We start from the raw sequence: 17325 nt of genomic DNA, 5'->3' as shown, positions 1-17325 counted from the left end.
CCCTAAACGCAAACCGCCCCTCAGTCCTGACTGACGGCGCCAATCTTGTGGATCGACAAATCGGCGCCGTAATATTCCTCTTCCTGACTCAGGCGCAGGCCGTAAGCGCGCTTGATCACGCCGTACACCAGGAAGCCGCCGACCAGCGCCACCACCACGCCCAGCGCGGTGCCGATCAACTGGCTGAACAGACTCACGCCGCCCAGACCACCGAGGGCGGTCTGGCCGAAGATCCCGCAGGCGATTCCGCCCCACACGCCGCACAGGCCATGCAGCGGCCACACGCCCAGCACATCATCGATCTTCCAGCGATCCTGGGCCGCGATGAAGCACCAGACAAACAAGCCCCCCGCCACCACGCCAGTCACCAGCGCGCCTACCGGGTGCATCAGGTCGGAACCGGCACAGATCGCCACCAAGCCGGCCAACGGGCCGTTATGCAAGAAGCCAGGGTCGTTGCGCCCGATCACCAACGCCGCGACCGTGCCGCCGACCATCGCCATCAACGAATTGACCGCCACCAGCCCGCTGACGCCGGACAGGGTTTGCGCGCTCATGACGTTAAAGCCAAACCAGCCGACGATAAGAATCCACGAGCCCAACGCGAGGAACGGGATGCTCGACGGCGCGAACGCCACCAGCCGCCCCTCCCGATAACGCCCTTGCCGTGGCCCCAGCAGCAACACCGCCGCCAGCGCCAGCCAGCCGCCCATGGCGTGCACCACGACGCTGCCGGCAAAGTCATGGAAGCTGGCGCCGAAGGTGGCCAGCAACCAGGCTTGCAGGCCGTAGTTGCCGTTCCACACCATGCCTTCGAAAAACGGGTAGATGAAGGCCACGATCAACGCGGTGGCACACAGTTGCGGAACAAAACGTGCACGCTCGGCAATACCCCCGGAAATGATCGCCGGGATCGCCGCAGCGAAGGTCAGCAGGAAGAAGAATTTCACCAGGCCATAGCCGTGGTCGGCGCTGATCACCGCCGCCGGTTGCATGAACGTCACGCCATAGGAGATCCAATAGCCTATAAAGAAATAGGCCAATGTGGAGATGGCGAAGTCACTGAGGATTTTCGACAGGGCATTGACCTGGTTCTTCTGGCGCACGGTGCCGACTTCCAGGAACGCAAAGCCGGCGTGCATGGCCAGGACCATGACCGCACCAATCAGAATAAACAGCGTGTTGGAACTGTGGACGAGGGTGTCCACCGCGCTTTGCAAATTTTCCATGGAGAATGGCAGGCCTGCACATGCAGGAAAAAGCACCAAAGCAGTTCATGACCTTCATGACGCGCACTACATTGGCACCGGCGGCCCGGCCCTCTATTGAGGCCGTGAACCGCTTTAGCGCAGCGTTCAGTGAGAAAGGCAGAATCCGACAGGGTTTTTCCGCGAGTTTTAGTTATTTAGGGTAAGGTTTTTCAGGGTTTGAGCCCCAACCGCCCGGATTCAGCGCAAGGCCCCTGGCCCGCGCACCAAGGCAAAGCAAAAGCTGTACCAGACAATTGCAGTGAACCTTCACCGACGCCGGTGACTCGAAACCAAAAGTAAACAGACCAGCCACTCACGGAGATAACCATGGCCAGAAATACGGCAAAGACTGCTCAAGAAATATTGATGGCGGATTTTCAAACCCTGGTCAGCGATACCGAGAAGCTGCTGGACGACACCGCGATCCTCGCGGGCGACCAGGCGGATGAGCTGCGCAGCAAGATTCACGAAAGCCTGCTCAAGGCCCGGGAAACCCTGCAACTGACCGAAGACTCCCTGCGCGAACGCGGCCAGGCGGCTGTTACGGCCACGGAAGACTATGTCCAGGCCAACCCTTGGCAGTCCGTCGGCATCGCGGCCGGTGTGGGCTTTTTGATCGGCCTGCTGGCTACAAGGCGCTAATTTATGTCTATCGGCGAATCCGGCTCGTCCACGGGCCCAAGTTCTACTTCACGGCGCCTGGGCGCGGCTGTCCTGGGTTTGCTGCACAGCCACGTCGAGCTGTTTGGCATCGAGCTGCAGGAGCAGAAAGCCCGCACCGTCAGCCTGCTGCTGTTTGCCGGCCTGGCGCTGGTGTTTGCCTTGCTGTTGCTGGTGGGCCTGTCGGCGCTGGTAATGATTCTGGTGTGGGACACCTACCGCCTGACCGGGATCATCAGCCTGTGTGTGTTCTACATATTGGCCGCAGCGTTCTGCGGGTTGCGCTTGAAGGCGGCGGTGTTCGATGAGTCCACGCCGTTCCACGCCACCCTCGAAGAGCTGGCCAACGACCGGGAGCGCCTGCTGCCATGAGCCTGACTGAATTGCCGCAAAACACTTCCCGGCGGGAGATGCGCAAAGCGTTGATCCGCCTGCGCATGGAAATGCACCGCCAGGAAATTCGTCACGAGTCCCAGCAACTGATGCTGCCGCTGCAAAAGGTCCGCAACATGGGCCAGAGCTGGCAGGACGGCTTTGGCATCAAGCACGCGCCGCTGTGGGGCGTGGGCGTGGTGACACTGCTGGGTTTTCTCACCGGCAAAGGCGCCAAGGGCGGCGGAATCGGCACCATGACCCGCCTGGTGCGGCTGGGTGCCGGTCTGATCCCGCTGATCAAACTGGCCATGCAAGGTGCTTCGCGCAAAAGTTGAGCCGCGCTGGCTGCATTCTTGCAAACAGATAAGGCCCGGCCCTCTCCATCGAGGGCCGGGCCTTTTTTCATTTCCGGTCTTTTAAGGAGGCCCCGTGATCGACGGGCAACCGCTCGCCTGCTTCCAGCCATTCATCGACACCGCCACCGGCCGCATCGCCGGCGTAGAAGCCCTGGGCCGCCTGCGCCAGGCGAACGGCCAACTGCGCTCGGTGGGTCCGCTGTTTGCCGACCCGCGCACGCCTTCAGTGGCCTTGCGCCGACTGGACCGGCAGATTCGTGACAACGCCCTGAGCCGCCTGCATGAAGCGCCGGAAGACTGGTTCCTCAGCCTGAATATTTCGCCACGCTGGATCACCCGCCTGCGCCCGGGGCAGGCCCTGCCGAGCCTCAAACAACTGCAGGTACACAACGTCGACCCGCGCCGCATCGTGTTCGAGATCACGGAACTGGGCGGCGATATCCTGCGCCTGGCCGAAGTGGTGGAGCGTTACCGCGAGGCCGGGGCGCGGATTGCCATTGATGACTTCGGCGCCGGCTATTCCCAACTGGACCGGGTGCTGGCCTTGCAGCCAGACATCCTCAAGCTCGACATGCGCCTGTTCCAGGCCGCTGCCCGGGGCGGCCCAAGTAGTGAGGTGGTACGCGCACTGGCGCAAATGGCGGAAAAAACCGGCTGCTGGATCATTGCCGAAGGCGTGGAAACCGAGGCACAGCTGAATTTCGCCCTGGAATGTGGTTCACGTTATGTCCAGGGTTACCTGTTTGCCCAGGCCCAGCTGGACTGGTTCGCCACCGACGCGTTCGTGCCGCGTTTCGCCCAACTGCGCACCGGGTATGTCCAACAGAAGCTGGCCGAGCGCGGCCGGATCATGCACCTGCGCCACCAACTGGCAGAACTGATGCAGATCCTGCAAACCTGGGCGCAGGCACAGGCGCCCCTGAGCCAGCTGCCGCAATTGCCGGCGTTTCCCTGGCTGCTGCGTTTTTACCAGTGTGATCGGCATGGCACGCAACTGACGCCCAATTTCGAATGGCACCAGGGCGCCTGGCAAGCCGACAGCCGCTACCTGGGCCACAACTGGTCATGGCGCCCGTACTTCTATCATCTGCTCGCCGAGGGCTGGGAGGAGCGGCGCTTGAGCCTGTCATCGACCTATCGCGATGCCACCACCAACCAGTACTGCCTGACGGCCGGACAATTCTTTGATAATGGTCAGCGCCTGCTGTTAATCGATATCGACGCCGTCGGCCTGTAGTTTTTCGCTTGCGCAGGCCTGGCTGAACCGGGAAGCTGGGCGACGTCATTCACCGCACGGAGAGTACCCGCCTTGGATTGGCCCACCCTGCTTACCCGCGAACGTCTTGGAAAACCCCTGCACAGCCCAGAAGAACTGGGCCGCAGCCCCTTTCACAAAGACCACGACCGCATCATCTTTTCCGGCGCGTTTCGCCGCCTGGGCCGCAAGACCCAAGTGCACCCGGTGACCAGCAACGATCACATCCACACCCGGCTGACCCACTCCCTGGAAGTCAGTTGCGTGGGCCGGTCCCTGGGCATGCGTGTGGGTGAGACGATCCGCAGCGCCCTGCCCGACTGGTGCGACCCGAGCGACCTGGGCATGGTGGTGCAATCGGCCTGCCTGGCCCATGACATCGGCAACCCACCCTTCGGCCACTCCGGTGAAGACGCGATCCGGCATTGGTTCCAACAGGCCTCAGGCCGTGGCTGGCTGGATGACATGAGCAGCGCCGAGCGCAATGACTTCCTCAATTTCGAAGGCAATGCCCAGGGTTTCCGGGTACTCACCCAACTGGAATACCACCAGTTCGATGGCGGCACCCGGCTCACCTACGCCACCTTGGGCACCTACCTGAAATACCCCTGGACTGCCCGGCACGCCGACTCCCTGGGCTACAAGAAGCACAAGTTCGGCTGCTACCAGAGCGAGTTGCCGATTCTCGAACAGATCGCCCAGAAACTCGGCTTGCCGCAATTGGAAGAGCAACGCTGGGCCCGCCACCCGCTGGTGTACCTGATGGAGGCCGCCGACGATATCTGCTACGCGCTGATCGACCTTGAAGACGGCCTGGAAATGGAGCTGCTGGAATACGCCGAGGTCGAGTCATTGCTACTGGACCTGGTGGGCGACGACTTGCCGCAAACCTATCGGCAACTCGGCCCGCAGGACTCCCGGCGGCGCAAGCTGGCGATTCTGCGAGGCAAGGCCATCGAGCACCTGACCAATGCCGCAGCCCGGGCATTCGTCGAACAACAGGACGCCTTGCTGGCCGGTACCCTGCCGGGAGACCTGGTGGAACACATGCACGGCCCGGCCAAGCGCTGCGTGCTGGATGCCAAGGACATGGCCCGCAAGAAAATCTTCCAGGACAAGCGCAAGACCCTGCATGAAATCGGCGCCTACACCACCCTGGAAATCCTCTTGAACGCCTTCTGCGGTGCGGCCCTGGAACAACATGGCGGGCGTACTCCGTCGTTCAAGAACCGGCGCATCCTCGACCTGCTGGGCAACAGTGCCCCCGACCCGTCGTGGTCATTACACGCCTCGTTCCTGCGCATGATCGACTTCATCGCCGGCATGACCGACAGCTACGCCAGTGAGATGGCCCGCGAAATGACCGGACGCTCCAGCCCGCAATGAAGCACAGCCCTGGCTTATGGCCAGGGCCACCTTTCAAAGAATCGCCCTACGCACGGAACAGAGCGGCCTGATCGAAGTTCTTCCCCGCCGCAATGAATAATCGCGCGCCCTGATCGCAGTCTTTCGAACTGTTCCTACGCCCGATAGCTGACGGGCCCATTAACTTCTTACTACACGCCCTGGCGGAGCGTCTTCAGGGCACTTGCCCCTTTCATGGAAAAAGCCATGCTCGAACAACTTCGTATCCTGTTGGTGGAGGATCACCCTTTTCAATTGCTGGCGACCCAATGTTTGTTACGAAACTATGGTTACCACGACCTTGCCCTCGCTGAAAATGCCGAACAGGCCATTCGACAGATGACACAAACCGAACTGCCATTCGATATTCTGCTGTGTGATCAATGCTTGCCAGACCTGCCCGGGCTGGAGTTGATTGAAATCGCCCACCGCAGAGGCTTTATAAGGTCCGCGATCTTGCTCAGCGGCCTCCCCGTGAATGAACTGGAAAACCTGAAGTCCCAGGCGTTCCAGCGTAACTTTCCGTTACTTGGCTACTTGCCGAAGCCGCTGAACCCTATTGGATTGAGCGAACTCATACGCCAGTTGCTCCTTCCCCGCTCAACAAAAAAGTAGGAAGTTAAACGCCCGGCCGACAGGGAAATCCCGCTTTATAAAACCGCCTACCCACTGCCACTTACTTTTAAACTTCAGCTACGCAAAACTCTTACGCCCAAACAACAAACACCCCGCGAAGCGTAATCCTTTGCTTTTTTTAATGTAGGAACATTCTTGTTTTACGTTTGTTCCACATCAAGTTCATCCTCCTTCATTGCCATGTGAGCTAATGTGCCGACTTTATTTGCGCTTGTATGGGATTTGATTATGAACTCAGTTTTTATTATCGACGACCACCCTGTTATCCGGCTTGCCATTCGAATGTTGTTAGAGCACGAGGGCTATAAAGTAGTTGGAGAAGCCGATAACGGATGTGATGCGATACAAATGGTCAAGGAGTGCCAGCCGGACCTCATCATCCTTGATATCGGGATTCCGAAACTCGACGGGCTGGAAGTACTGTGCCGGTTCAACGCAATGAGTACCTCGACCAAGACGCTGATCCTGACGGCCCAGACCCCCAAGCTCTTCGCCACTCGGTGCATGCGCTCCGGCGCCGATGGTTATGTCTGCAAGGAAGGCGACCTGAGTGAACTGCTCAGTGCCATCAGGGCAGTCTTGTCAGGTTACAACTACTTCCCGAGCCAGGCCCTTAATGGCAACAACAATGAAACAGATTGCAACGAAGAGCTTGAACTTTTCAAAGTGGTCAATGATCGCGAACTCATGGTATTACAACTTTTTGCCCAGGGCCGGACAAACAAGGAAATAGCCAAAGGCATGTTCCTTAGTAACAAAACCGTCAGCACGTACAAGAAAAGGCTCATGCAAAAACTAAAAGCCAAATCCTTGGTAGAACTTATCGAGATGGCAAAACGTAACGCGCTAGTGTGAGAAATCGGATGCCCAGGCGTATAAAGGACTATCTAATCATTTTGAGTATCGGGGTATGCCTCAGCACTTCCGTGCCTGCCGAACAACCGGTTCCCGAGCAATATGCACTGCTGGGGCGTGCGGGTGCCGTTCAACTCGACACCCCCTTGAACAAGACACAACGCCAGTGGCTGCAAAACAAGCGGGAATTGATACTGGGCACCTCCGGGCCCGACTACCCGCCCTTCGACATCACCTCCAGCGGGCGTGACTATGAAGGGCTGACTGCCGATTACGCCGGCCTGGTGGCCAAAACGCTGGCAATACCGCTGACGGTGTTGCGCTACTCCACCCGGGAAGCGGCGATCCAGGCGCTGGAAAACGGCGAGATCGACTTTCTCGGATCGTCCAACGGTTTTGAAGCGGCAAACCCGGACATCGTCCTGTCATTGCCCTACGCGGTGGACCAGCCGGTACTGGTCACCCGCGAAGGCGAAAACCGCAACCTGAGCGACGGCCTGGCAGGCCTGCGCCTGAGTCTTGTCTACCACTACCTGCCCATGGACGAAGTGCAGGCGCTGTATCCAAAAGCAACCATCCACGCCTACCCGTCCTATCAAAATGCCTTGAATGCAGTGGCATTTGACCAGGCTGACGTCTTCCTGGGCGACACCATTTCCACTCACTACATGATCAACAAGGGGTACCTGAGAAACATCCGCATGGCCAACTTCGGCAAGCACGAGGCACATGGCTTCAGCTTCGCCTTGCGCAAGGACCAGCCTATTCTCCTGAGCATCATCGATTCGGTGCTCGATGGCGTATCGACCTATGAACGCGACAGCATCGCCAAACGCTGGAGCGCAGGCAGCGACATCCTGCTGACCGACCGCAAGCTGCAACTGACCCTGCGCGAAGAACGCTGGCTCAAGGAAAACCCGGTGGTGAAGGTCGTCGTCAACGAAACCTTCGCCCCCCTTACATTCTTTGATACCGATGGCAACTTCCGGGGCGTCACCGCCGACCTGCTTGAGCTGATCCGGCTGCGAACCGGCCTGCGCTTCGAGATTCAACACGTGCGCGACGTCTCCAGCATGATCAATCTGGTCCACTCCGGCGCCGCCGACATCATCGGCGCCATCACACCGAGTACCGGGCGCGAGTCCCTGCTGACCTTCAGCCGACCCTATCTGGAAAACTCCTACGTTCTGCTGACACGCAAAGAGACGGGGGCGCCCTCCAGCCTTCAACAAATGGCTGGCAAGCGCCTGGCGATCACCCTGGGCAATCCGCTGGAAAAGTTCCTGCGCCAGGAATTTGCCCAGATCAACCTGGTGGAAGCCGGTGATACCTTCAAGGCATCCGAATTGTTGGTGCAGGGACAGGTAGAGGGTGCCGTGACCCCGTTGGTGATCGCCAACTACTTCCTCTCGTCACCGGTGTTCCAGGATAAATTGCAGATCAGTTCCAGCATCGGCACGTTGCCAGCCACGTTTGCCCTGGCAACGTCCCGTCACGCCATCGAGCTGAGTTCGATCCTCGACAAGGCGCTGCTCAGTATTGCGCCGGATGAGCTAACGACCATCAATAGCCGCTGGCGCGGCTACAACGCGGCATCCGATGGTTACTGGCGCAACTATCATCGCCTGATCGCCCAGATCATCATCGGCACCGGATTGCTGTTGTTGATTTCCCTGACGTGGAACGGCTATCTGCAGCGCCAGATCAAGCATCGGAAGCTGGCCGAGCGCGCCCTGAATGACCAGTTCGAATTCATGCGGGCACTGGTCAATGAAACGCCGCATCCGATCTACGTACGTGACCACAACGGTTTCCTGCAGACCTGCAACGACAGCTACCTGCAAACGTTCGACGTCAAGCGTGCAGACGTCATCGGCAAGAGCATCACCCAGATGGGCATGGCCCTTGAGACGGAAGCGGCTCAATACCATGCCGACTATCAACAGGTCGTGGCCGAAGGCAAACCGCTGATCCTTGATCGCACCCTGCATGTTCACGGAAAAAAACTCACGATCTATCACTGGATCCTTCCGTACCGCGACTCCATGGGCGAGGTGCAGGGCATCATCGGCGGCTGGATCGATATCAGTGAACGGCGCCAACTGTTCGATGAACTTCGCGCTGCCAAGGAACGCGCCGACGAGGCCAACCGCGCCAAGAGCACGTTCCTGGCGACCATGAGCCACGAAATCCGCACCCCCATGAATGCGGTGATTGGCATGCTGGAGTTGACACTCAAGCGTGCCGACCAGGGGCATCTGGATCGCCCCGCCATCGAGGTGGCCTACAACTCGGCCAAGGACCTGCTGGAGCTGATCGGCGACATTCTGGACATCGCACGCATCGAATCCGGTCGGCTGAGCCTGGCCCCGGAAAGGGTCAACCTGCGGGAGGTGATCGAGTCGGTGGTCCGCGTGTTCGATGGCCTGGCGCGCCAGAAAACCCTGAGCCTGGTGCTGGAGGTCTCCCCCGATGTCGACGGCACCGAGGTACTGATCGACCCCTTGCGGTTCAAGCAGGTGCTGTCGAACCTGGTGAGCAACGCGATCAAGTTCACTGAGCGCGGGCAGGTAAAGATCAAGGTGCACCTGAAGGAGACCGGGAAACCCCAACAGATCGAGATGAAACTGGTGGTGGAGGACACCGGCATCGGGATCAACCGCGAAGACCAACTACGCCTGTTCGAACCTTTTGCCCAAGCCGACAACTCCGGGCACCTGGCCAGGAGCGGCGCCGGCCTGGGCCTGGTGATCTGTCGCAGCCTGTGCGCGATGATGGGCGGCCAATTGAGCCTGAGCAGCGTGCCCATGGTGGGCACCCAGGTACACGTCAGCCTGACGATGACCAGCCTGCAGCCGGTCAAGGCCGTCGACAAACTGGAGCCTGCCGCGACCACGCCGGCACCGGTTCTCAATGTACTGGTGGTGGACGACCACCCGGCCAACCGCTTGCTCATGTGCCAGCAACTGGGCTTCCTCGGCCATCAGTTCACCGCCGCGCATCATGGGGCTGCCGGGTTCCAGGCGTGGCGCCAGGAACATTTCGACCTGGTCATTGCCGACTGCAATATGCCGATCATGAATGGCTACGAGTTGAGTCGGTCCATTCGCGAGTATGAGCAGCGCGAGCAAAAAGCACCGTGTGTGATACTCGGTTTTACTGCCAATGCCCAACCAGAGGAGAAACAACGCTGCTTCGACGCAGGCATGAATGATTGCCTGTTCAAACCCATCAGCCTCACTGCGCTGGAGCAGCATCTGGCGCAAGTCGAACCGCTCCCCACTCGCAACGTATTTACCCTTCAAAGCCTGGACGCGATGACAGGCGGTGACTCAGAGTTGAGCCGCCGGTTGCTTGAAGAATTGCTCAACAGCAGCCGGCATGATCGGGTCGACCTGATGGCCCTGCTGGCCCGGCAAGCCTCTGCCAACGACCTGATCGACCAGGCCCACAAAATCAAGGGTGCCGCCCGGATCATCCAGGCCAATACCCTGTCCGGGCAATGCGAAGCGTTGGAACTGGCCTGTGGCGAACGCGACAATCCACACGTGATCGAAGCAGGCATCAAGGCAATAGAGAAATCCATGCTTGAGCTGGAGCGGATGTTACAGATGCAACTGGACGTGCTGGACCGTCTGTAGGAACGAGCTTGCTCGCTCCTACAGGAGGGTCAGCCCATCAGCAATCGGTCAACCGCAGGAAAATCGCCGCCAACTGCTCGATGCCGGCCTGATCCTGCGGGGTAAACCGCGACAGCGATGGACTGTCCAGATCCAGTACGCCAATCAGGCGCCCTTCCTTGACCAGCGGAACCACCAGTTCGCTGTTCGAGGCGCTGTCACAAGCAATATGCCCAGGGAACGCGTGCACGTCTTCCACCCGCTGGGTTTGCCGCGACGCCGCAGCCGCGCCGCACACACCGCGGCCAAACGGAATGCGCACACAGGCAATCTGCCCCTGGAACGGCCCAAGCACCAACTCTTCATTGCGGTTGAGGTAGAAGCCCGCCCAGTTCAAATCGTCCAGCTGATTGAACAGGAACGCGGAAAACTGTGCCGCATTGGCAATGAAATCCCGCTCATCCGCCAGCAAGGATTCCAACTGCGCGTGGAGCATGGCGTAACCATCAAGGCCAGTGCCGGCCTGCTGCAAATCGATCATGGTTGACGCTCCAGTAATTTGAGGCCCACCCAATAGCGGGCGAACTGATAGGCACAACGCCCGTTGCGATTGCCACGCCCGGTTGCCCAGCGCACCGCGAGGATGTCCAGCGCTTCATCACGCTGCCACTGCAAACCGGCCTTGCTCGCCAACTCACCGATCCAGTGCTCGACCACATCCAGGAAGTGCTTCTGGTTGAACGGGTAAAACGACAGCCACAGGCCGAAACGGTCAGACAGGGCGATCTTGTCCTCCACCGCTTCGTTGGGATGCAGTTCACCGTCTATGTTCTTCCAGTTTTCATTATCACTCTGGTTTTCGGGCACCAGGTGACGACGGTTGGAGGTGGCGTACAACAGGACGTTTTCCGGTGCCTGTTCCAGGGAGCCGTCGAGTACGCTCTTGAGCACGCGGTAATCGCTCTCGCCGGCCTCGAAGGACAGGTCGTCGCAGAACAGCACAAAGCGTTGCGGCAATTTGATCAGTTGCTCAACCACCCGCGGCAAATCCGCCAGATGATCGCGTTCGATCTCGATCAAGCGCAATCCGGCCTTGGCATGCTGGGCCAGCAAGGCCCGCACCATGGACGATTTACCGGTGCCGCGCGAGCCCCAGAGCAACGCATGGTTGGCCGGCAAACCCTCGAGAAACTGCTGGGTGTTGCGGGCCAATTGTTCGCGCTGTTTGTCCACACCGATCAAGTCGGACAGGCGCATGTCCAGGCTGACCTCCAGCGGCAACAAAAAGCCGCTGCGGCCTTCGCGCTGCCAACGGGCAGCCAGGCAATGGTTCCAGTCAACGGCTTCGCGCGGGGCAGGCAAAAGGGGTTCCAGGCGAGCAAGCACCGCATCGGCACGCTCAAGAAAGGCATTCAATCGAGAATCCACGACTATTCCTCTGGCAAGTTCTTGTAAAAGATGGCGTATTGGCAACCCTGAGGCAGACCGTGCAGGGCTGCACCGAATAAAATCGATTCATGCCGGGCAAGTTTGAGCCTGTGGATGTTCAGCTATGCTTGCCGGGCGAAAGGAAACGTAAAGTGGTACAGCACCCGATGGATATCAAGTTCGCCCACCGCTTGTCTTATAAACAAGCCAGACTGACAGTGCTGGTCGGATTCGTCTTGGGAACCTTGCTCAGCCTGATACAGATTGGGATTGATTATGCCAGCGAAGACGCTTCCATCAACCGTGAAATACGTGCGCTGATTGAAATCAGCCATAACCCGGCTTCGCGCATCGCCTATAACATCGACGCCGAACTCGCTCAGGAACTGACCCTGGGCCTGCTGCACTCCCCTGCCATCACCCGTGCACAACTGATCGACAACAACGGGTTGGTTCTGGCCGATGTGCATCGCCCGCGCAAGGAAAGCACCTACCGCCCCATCAGCGACTTCCTGTTTGGCGCCAACCGCCAATTCGAAGACCGGCTGTACCTCACCCACATGCCCAATGACGCCCTCGGCGTGCTGCGGCTCGACGTCGACACCTACGCGTTCGGCAGCCGCTTCCTGCGCCGTGCCGAGATCACCCTGCTCAACGGGTTTGCCCGCAGCCTGATCCTCACCGGGATTTTGTTGGGGCTGTTCTACGTCATGCTGACCAAGCCGCTGGTGCGCATTATTCGCGAGCTGAGCTCCCGCAAGCATGAGCGCCTGGACTGCCCGCCGGGGCACGAACACGATGAAATCGGGGTGTTGGTCAACGTCGCCAACCAGCAGTTTGAAAACATGGAGACCGAAATCCAGCAACGTCGGCATGCCGAGAACCGCCTGACGGAATACCTCGGGCAACTGGAAGACATCGTTTCCGCGCGCACCACCGAACTCAAGGCCATCAATCACCGATTGACGTTGTCGAACGACGAGCTGGAAGCCGCGAAGATGACAGCCCTTGGCATGGCTCAGGCACGGGCGGCGTTCCTCGCCAACATGAGCCATGAAATCCGTACGCCACTCAACGGCCTGCTGGGGATGATCGCTCTCTCCCTCGACAGCCCGCTGAATGCCGAGCAACGCCAGCAACTGTCGATCGCCCATGACTCGGGCAAAGTGCTGGTGGAATTGCTCAACGATATCCTCGACCTGTCCAAGTTCGACGCCGGCCAACTGGAGCTGGAAAGCATCCCCTTCGACCTCGGCTCACTGGTGGAAGACACGGCCAACCTGCTCTCGCAAAACGCCGCGCCCAGTGTGGAGTTGACGTGCCTGATCGACCCGCAGTTTCCCGCCCAGGTGCTGGGCGACCCGACGCGGGTAAGGCAGATTGTCAGCAACCTGCTGTCCAACGCCCTGAAATTCACACGTTTTGGCCGAGTGGACGTGCGCCTCAGCGCCCAGGCCGGCCGGGTCAGGATCGAGGTCTGCGACACCGGTATCGGGATCGCCCAGGACGCCCAGGTCAAGATCTTCCAGCCGTTTACCCAAGCCGGTGCGGGCATCACGCGTCAATTCGGCGGCACCGGCCTGGGCCTGGCGCTGACCCACAATTTGTGCGAGGCCATGAACGGCCGCCTGAGCATCAGTTCCGAGGCAGGCTTTGGCAGCCAGTTCTGCGCCGACCTGCCATTGCCGACGCATTTACCGGCTGCGCGCCTGGCACCTTTGGCAGGGGAAGTGATCGCGATCACCAGCACCAGCAGCGGCCTGGCTGAACTGCTCGACAGCCTGCTGCCGAGTTGGGGGCTGGCGCCGCGATTCTATTCCATCGACGATGACTTGAGCGGGCAGAATCCCGACCTGCTGATCACCGACTGCCCCGAATGCCTGTTTCGCCTGCGCCCGGCGATCACCGCGCCGATCCTGTTGGTGACCGCCTACGGCAACTTCATGCCGAGTGAAGAAGTCGCAGCCCTGGCGCCTTTGCAGCAACAGGCCCGACCTCTCAGCCGCACGGCGCTGTACCAGATACTGCAACGCAACTTGCGCATCGATCCGGACCTGGTCCTTGACCTGATCCAGCTGGAAACCGGCCCCCTCGCTCACCGGGCGCGCATCCTGCTGGTGGAAGACAACCCGGTGAATCAACTGGTGGCCAAGGGCATGCTCGGCAAGCTCGGCTGCGAGGTGATCGTCGCCGCCCACGGTGGTGAAGCCCTCAAGCTGCTGGAAGAACACAGCTTCGACATGGTGCTGATGGACTGCAACATGCCGGTGATGGATGGCTATGAAGCCAGCCGGCAGATTCGCCGCAGCGGGCGCTGGCCGGACCTGCCGATTGTCGCCCTGACCGCCAACGCCATGTCCGAGGAACGCGAGCGCTGCCGGGCGGCAGGCATGAATGACTACCTGGCCAAGCCGTTTCGCCGGGAAGAACTCAAGGCCTTGCTCGACCTGTGGGTGCCGACTACGACAAGTCTCTGATCTGGCGCAGTAACTCATCCAGGCCGTCACGCAGGGCATCAGCCTGGTTCAGGTCAACTCCGCTGTCGCACAACAGCTGTGCCTTCAGCGGTTGCACCTGATCACGCAGGTGCCGGCCTTCATCCGTCAGGCTCAGGTGCACTTCGCGCTCATCCAGCGTACTGCGCTGACGCCGCACCAGGGCAAGCTGCTCCAGGCGCTTGAGCAGCGGCGTCAGCGTGCCGGAGTCCAGCAACAAGCGCTCGCCCAACGCCTTGACCGTCGGTTGTGGCAGGGCTGCCGCCTGCCATTCCCACAACACCAGCATCACCAGGTATTGCGGGTAGGTCAGGCCCAACCGGTCGAGCATCGGCTTGTAGGCCCGGGTGACTGCGCGGGAGGCGGCGTACAGCTTGAAGCACAGTTGGTCATCGAGGGCCAGGGACAGGTCGGTCATTTGAGCAGGGCTTCAATCTCTTGGGTCAGGTCCTGGGGCTTGGTGGTAGGCGCAAAGCGCTTGACCACCTGGCCGTCGCGGCCGATCAGAAACTTGGTGAAGTTCCACTTGATGCCCTTGGAGCCCAGCAAACCCGGGGCCTGCTTTTTAAGCTGGACGAACAACGGGTGCGCTTCGCTGCCGTTGACGTCGATCTTCTTGAACAGCGGGAAGCTGACACCAAAGTTCAGCTCGCAAAATTCCGAAATGGCGCCTTCGTTGCCCGGTTCCTGCTTGCCGAACTGGTTGCAGGGAAAGCCCAACACCACCAGGCCCTGGTCCTTGTAGTGCTGCCAGAGTTCCTCAAGGCCCTTGTATTGCGGGGTGAAGCCGCATTTGCTGGCGGTGTTGACCACCAGAATCGCCTTGCCGGCGAAATCGGCCAAGGTCTTTTGCTCACCCTTGATGGTGGTGCAAGGAATGCTCAGCAGGTTGTCGCTCATGGCAGTGCCTCGAAAGAAACAGGAAGAACCAAAAGATAGTAGGCAATTCAATTGTGTGCAATTGAATTATTCGGACTTATACCTGGATATAACGGCCGCTGCGGACGCAAAGGTCCGCAGCCGCCGCAGGGTCTAGCGTGGCACGAGGTCCAGGCACACCGAGTTGATGCAATACCGCAAGCCGGTCGGCGGCGGGCCATCCGGGAACACGTGGCCCAGGTGCGCATCGCACTTGGCACAGGTGACCTCGGTACGGATCATGCCGTGGCTGATGTCCCGAATCTCGACCATCGCCTGCTCGGCAATCGGCTCGTAGAAGCTGGGCCAGCCGCAGCCGGAATCAAACTTGGCCTTGGAATCGAACAGCGGCTCATTGCAGCAGATGCAGTGGTAAACGCCGTCGGTCTTGGTGCCGTTGTACTTGCCGCTGAACGGTCGCTCGGTACCTTTGAGACGGCACACGTTGTACTGCTCCGGGTCGAGCATGGCTTTCCATTCATCAACGGTTTTCTGCAACTTTTCCATCGGTACACCTCGGCAACTGAAAAAGCCTGATCTGTGTCTTTTCCATGGATCAGGCGGCACGTATGATTGCGCCTCTTCAAAGCGCCAGTCTGGCACCCGCGTTACCGGCATTCAAACGTATTTATGGGTCAGGCCAACGCAGGATTCTCAGCACGGTAGTCTTCACACCGTCTGGATCGTTCATTTTCAGGATCACATCGCCATGCAGGTCAGCAAATCGAACAAGCTCGCCAACGTCTGCTACGACATTCGCGGCCCAGTGCTCAAGCACGCCAAACGCCTGGAAGAGGAAGGCCATCGCATCCTCAAGCTGAACATTGGCAACCCGGCACCCTTTGGTTTCGAAGCGCCGGACGAAATCCTCCAGGACGTGATCCGCAACCTGCCGACCGCCCAGGGCTACAGCGACTCCAAAGGCCTGTTCAGCGCGCGCAAGGCGGTCATGCAGTACTACCAGCAAAAGCAGGTTGAAGGTGTCGGCATTGAAGACATCTACCTGGGCAACGGCGTGTCCGAACTGATCGTCATGTCCATGCAGGCCCTGCTCAACAATGGCGACGAAGTGCTGGTGCCGGCGCCCGACTACCCGCTGTGGACCGCCGCTGTAACCCTGGCCGGCGGCCATCCGGTGCATTACCTGTGTGACGAGGGCGCCGACTGGTTCCCGGACCTGGCCGACATCAAGGCCAAGATCACCCCGAACACCAAGGCCCTGGTGATCATCAACCCGAACAACCCCACCGGCGCGGTGTATTCCAAGGAAGTATTGCTGGGCATGCTCGAACTGGCCCGCCAGCACAACCTGGTGGTGTTCTCCGACGAGATCTACGACAAGATCCTGTACGACGACGCCGTGCACATCTGCACCGCCTCCCTGGCCCCGGACCTGTTGTGCCTGACCTTCAACGGCCTGTCGAAATCCTACCGGGTGGCGGGCTTCCGTTCCGGCTGGATCGCGATCTCCGGTCCCAAGCACAATGCCCAAAGCTACATCGAAGGCATCGACATGCTGGCCAACATGCGCCTGTGTGCCAACGTGCCGAGCCAGCACGCCATCCAGACCGCACTGGGCGGCTACCAGAGCATCAACGACCTGGTGCTGCCACAAGGCCGCCTGCTGGAGCAACGCAACCGTACCTGGGAACTGCTGAACGCGATTCCGGGTGTCAGCTGCGTCAAACCCATGGGCGCGCTGTACGCCTTCCCACGGATCGACCCGAAAGTGTGCCCGATCCTCAACGACGAGAAGTTCGTGCTCGACCTGTTGCTGTCGGAAAAGCTGCTGGTGGTCCAGGGCACGGCGTTCAACTGGCCGTGGCCGGATCACTTCCGGGTGGTCACCTTGCCGCGGGTGGATGACCTGGAGATGGCCATCGGTCGTATCGGCCATTTCCTGAAGTCCTATCGCCAGTAACGAACATTGCGCCGTACGGCCCACTCGCGGTCGTACGGCGATTATCTGGCAACACTTCTCTGCCCTGTGCGGGCCCCTTCACCTTTTACACTTACCGGTTCGCCCCTTGTTCCGGCATCACCCTATAATTACAGGGCCGCAAGGCAATGGAG

General features: G+C 59.8%; 16 protein-coding genes. 10 read left to right on the top strand and 6 right to left on the bottom strand.

Going from position 1 to position 17325, the window contains the following annotated elements:
* Positions 1–20 precede the first annotated feature (20 nt).
* A complete protein-coding gene (locus tag JFV30_RS06080; RefSeq protein ID WP_201122485.1) occupies positions 21–1229 on the bottom strand; it encodes an ammonium transporter in 1209 nt (402 codons plus the stop codon).
* 348 nt (positions 1230–1577) lie between these two features.
* Between JFV30_RS06080 and JFV30_RS06075 the strand changes: the two genes are divergently transcribed.
* From JFV30_RS06075 to JFV30_RS06040, 8 genes are all read left to right on the top strand, one after another.
* Positions 1578–1892: a DUF883 family protein gene (locus JFV30_RS06075; RefSeq protein ID WP_010176132.1), complete on the top strand. Its 315-nt coding sequence runs from the start codon at positions 1578–1580 to the stop codon at positions 1890–1892.
* Between the two features lie 3 nt (positions 1893–1895).
* Positions 1896–2282: a phage holin family protein gene (locus JFV30_RS06070; protein ID WP_003209078.1), complete on the top strand. Its 387-nt coding sequence runs from the start codon at positions 1896–1898 to the stop codon at positions 2280–2282.
* Positions 2279–2620, top strand: a complete 342-nt coding sequence (locus tag JFV30_RS06065; RefSeq protein ID WP_010176133.1) for a hypothetical protein — start codon at positions 2279–2281, stop codon at positions 2618–2620. The genes JFV30_RS06070 and JFV30_RS06065 overlap by 4 nt, the downstream gene beginning before the upstream one ends.
* Positions 2621–2714: 94 nt before the next feature.
* Entirely contained in the window at positions 2715–3878 is a 1164-nt protein-coding gene (locus tag JFV30_RS06060) for an EAL domain-containing protein (RefSeq protein ID WP_201122484.1), read from the top strand.
* Between the two features lie 72 nt (positions 3879–3950).
* Positions 3951–5282 carry a deoxyguanosinetriphosphate triphosphohydrolase gene (locus JFV30_RS06055; protein ID WP_201122481.1) on the top strand — a complete coding sequence of 444 codons (1332 nt, stop codon included), beginning with the start codon at positions 3951–3953 and terminating at the stop codon, positions 5280–5282.
* Positions 5283–5507: 225 nt separating this feature from the next.
* Positions 5508–5915 carry a response regulator gene (locus tag JFV30_RS06050; RefSeq protein WP_201122479.1) on the top strand — a complete coding sequence of 136 codons (408 nt, stop codon included), beginning with the start codon at positions 5508–5510 and terminating at the stop codon, positions 5913–5915.
* Positions 5916–6164: 249 nt separating this feature from the next.
* Positions 6165–6791: a response regulator transcription factor gene (locus tag JFV30_RS06045; RefSeq protein WP_010176136.1), complete on the top strand. Its 627-nt coding sequence runs from the start codon at positions 6165–6167 to the stop codon at positions 6789–6791.
* A gap of 8 nt (positions 6792–6799) precedes the next feature.
* Positions 6800–10432, top strand: coding sequence for a transporter substrate-binding domain-containing protein (locus JFV30_RS06040; protein WP_201122477.1), 3633 nt, complete (start codon positions 6800–6802; stop codon positions 10430–10432).
* 37 nt (positions 10433–10469) lie between these two features.
* Here the strand turns inward: JFV30_RS06040 and JFV30_RS06035 are convergent, their stop codons facing one another.
* Together JFV30_RS06035 and JFV30_RS06030 are read right to left on the bottom strand one after the other, a co-directional pair.
* Complete coding sequence (locus JFV30_RS06035; RefSeq protein WP_010176138.1) at positions 10470–10952, bottom strand: GAF domain-containing protein; 483 nt, start codon at positions 10950–10952, stop codon at positions 10470–10472.
* On the bottom strand, positions 10949–11839 hold the full coding sequence (locus JFV30_RS06030; RefSeq protein WP_201122475.1) for a DUF815 domain-containing protein: 891 nt from the start codon (positions 11837–11839) through the stop codon (positions 10949–10951). The genes JFV30_RS06035 and JFV30_RS06030 overlap by 4 nt, the downstream gene beginning before the upstream one ends.
* 167 nt (positions 11840–12006) lie before the next feature.
* On the opposite strand from JFV30_RS06030, the gene JFV30_RS06025 reads away from it, so the two are divergent.
* Positions 12007–14316, top strand: coding sequence for a hybrid sensor histidine kinase/response regulator (locus JFV30_RS06025; RefSeq protein ID WP_201122473.1), 2310 nt, complete (start codon positions 12007–12009; stop codon positions 14314–14316).
* On the opposite strand, the gene JFV30_RS06020 is transcribed toward JFV30_RS06025, so the two are convergent.
* The 3 genes from JFV30_RS06020 to msrB all read right to left on the bottom strand — a co-directional run bounded on the left by JFV30_RS06020 (position 14300) and on the right by msrB (position 15759).
* Positions 14300–14752 (bottom strand): MarR family winged helix-turn-helix transcriptional regulator, encoded by a 453-nt coding sequence (locus JFV30_RS06020; protein WP_201122471.1) that lies wholly within the window; start codon positions 14750–14752, stop codon positions 14300–14302. The two genes, JFV30_RS06025 and JFV30_RS06020, sit on opposite strands and share 17 nt — an antisense overlap.
* The gene (locus tag JFV30_RS06015) at positions 14749–15234 is read right to left on the bottom strand and encodes a glutathione peroxidase (RefSeq protein WP_010176144.1); all 486 of its coding nucleotides are present in this window, start codon (positions 15232–15234) and stop codon (positions 14749–14751) included. Before JFV30_RS06015 ends, JFV30_RS06020 begins: the two co-directional genes overlap by 4 nt.
* Before the next feature lie 132 nt (positions 15235–15366).
* Positions 15367–15759 (bottom strand): peptide-methionine (R)-S-oxide reductase MsrB, encoded by a 393-nt coding sequence (msrB, locus tag JFV30_RS06010; protein ID WP_017479955.1) that lies wholly within the window; start codon positions 15757–15759, stop codon positions 15367–15369.
* Positions 15760–15961: 202 nt separating this feature from the next.
* Between msrB and JFV30_RS06005 the strand changes: the two genes are divergently transcribed.
* Positions 15962–17173 (top strand): pyridoxal phosphate-dependent aminotransferase, encoded by a 1212-nt coding sequence (locus JFV30_RS06005; RefSeq protein ID WP_010176146.1) that lies wholly within the window; start codon positions 15962–15964, stop codon positions 17171–17173.
* Positions 17174–17325: the final 152 nt, after the last annotated feature.

Origin of the sequence: Pseudomonas sp. TH32 (assembly GCF_016650855.1) — a bacterium.
In the GTDB taxonomy this organism is placed as follows: domain Bacteria; phylum Pseudomonadota; class Gammaproteobacteria; order Pseudomonadales; family Pseudomonadaceae; genus Aquipseudomonas.
This window is presented reverse-complemented; position numbering and strand designations above follow the sequence as displayed.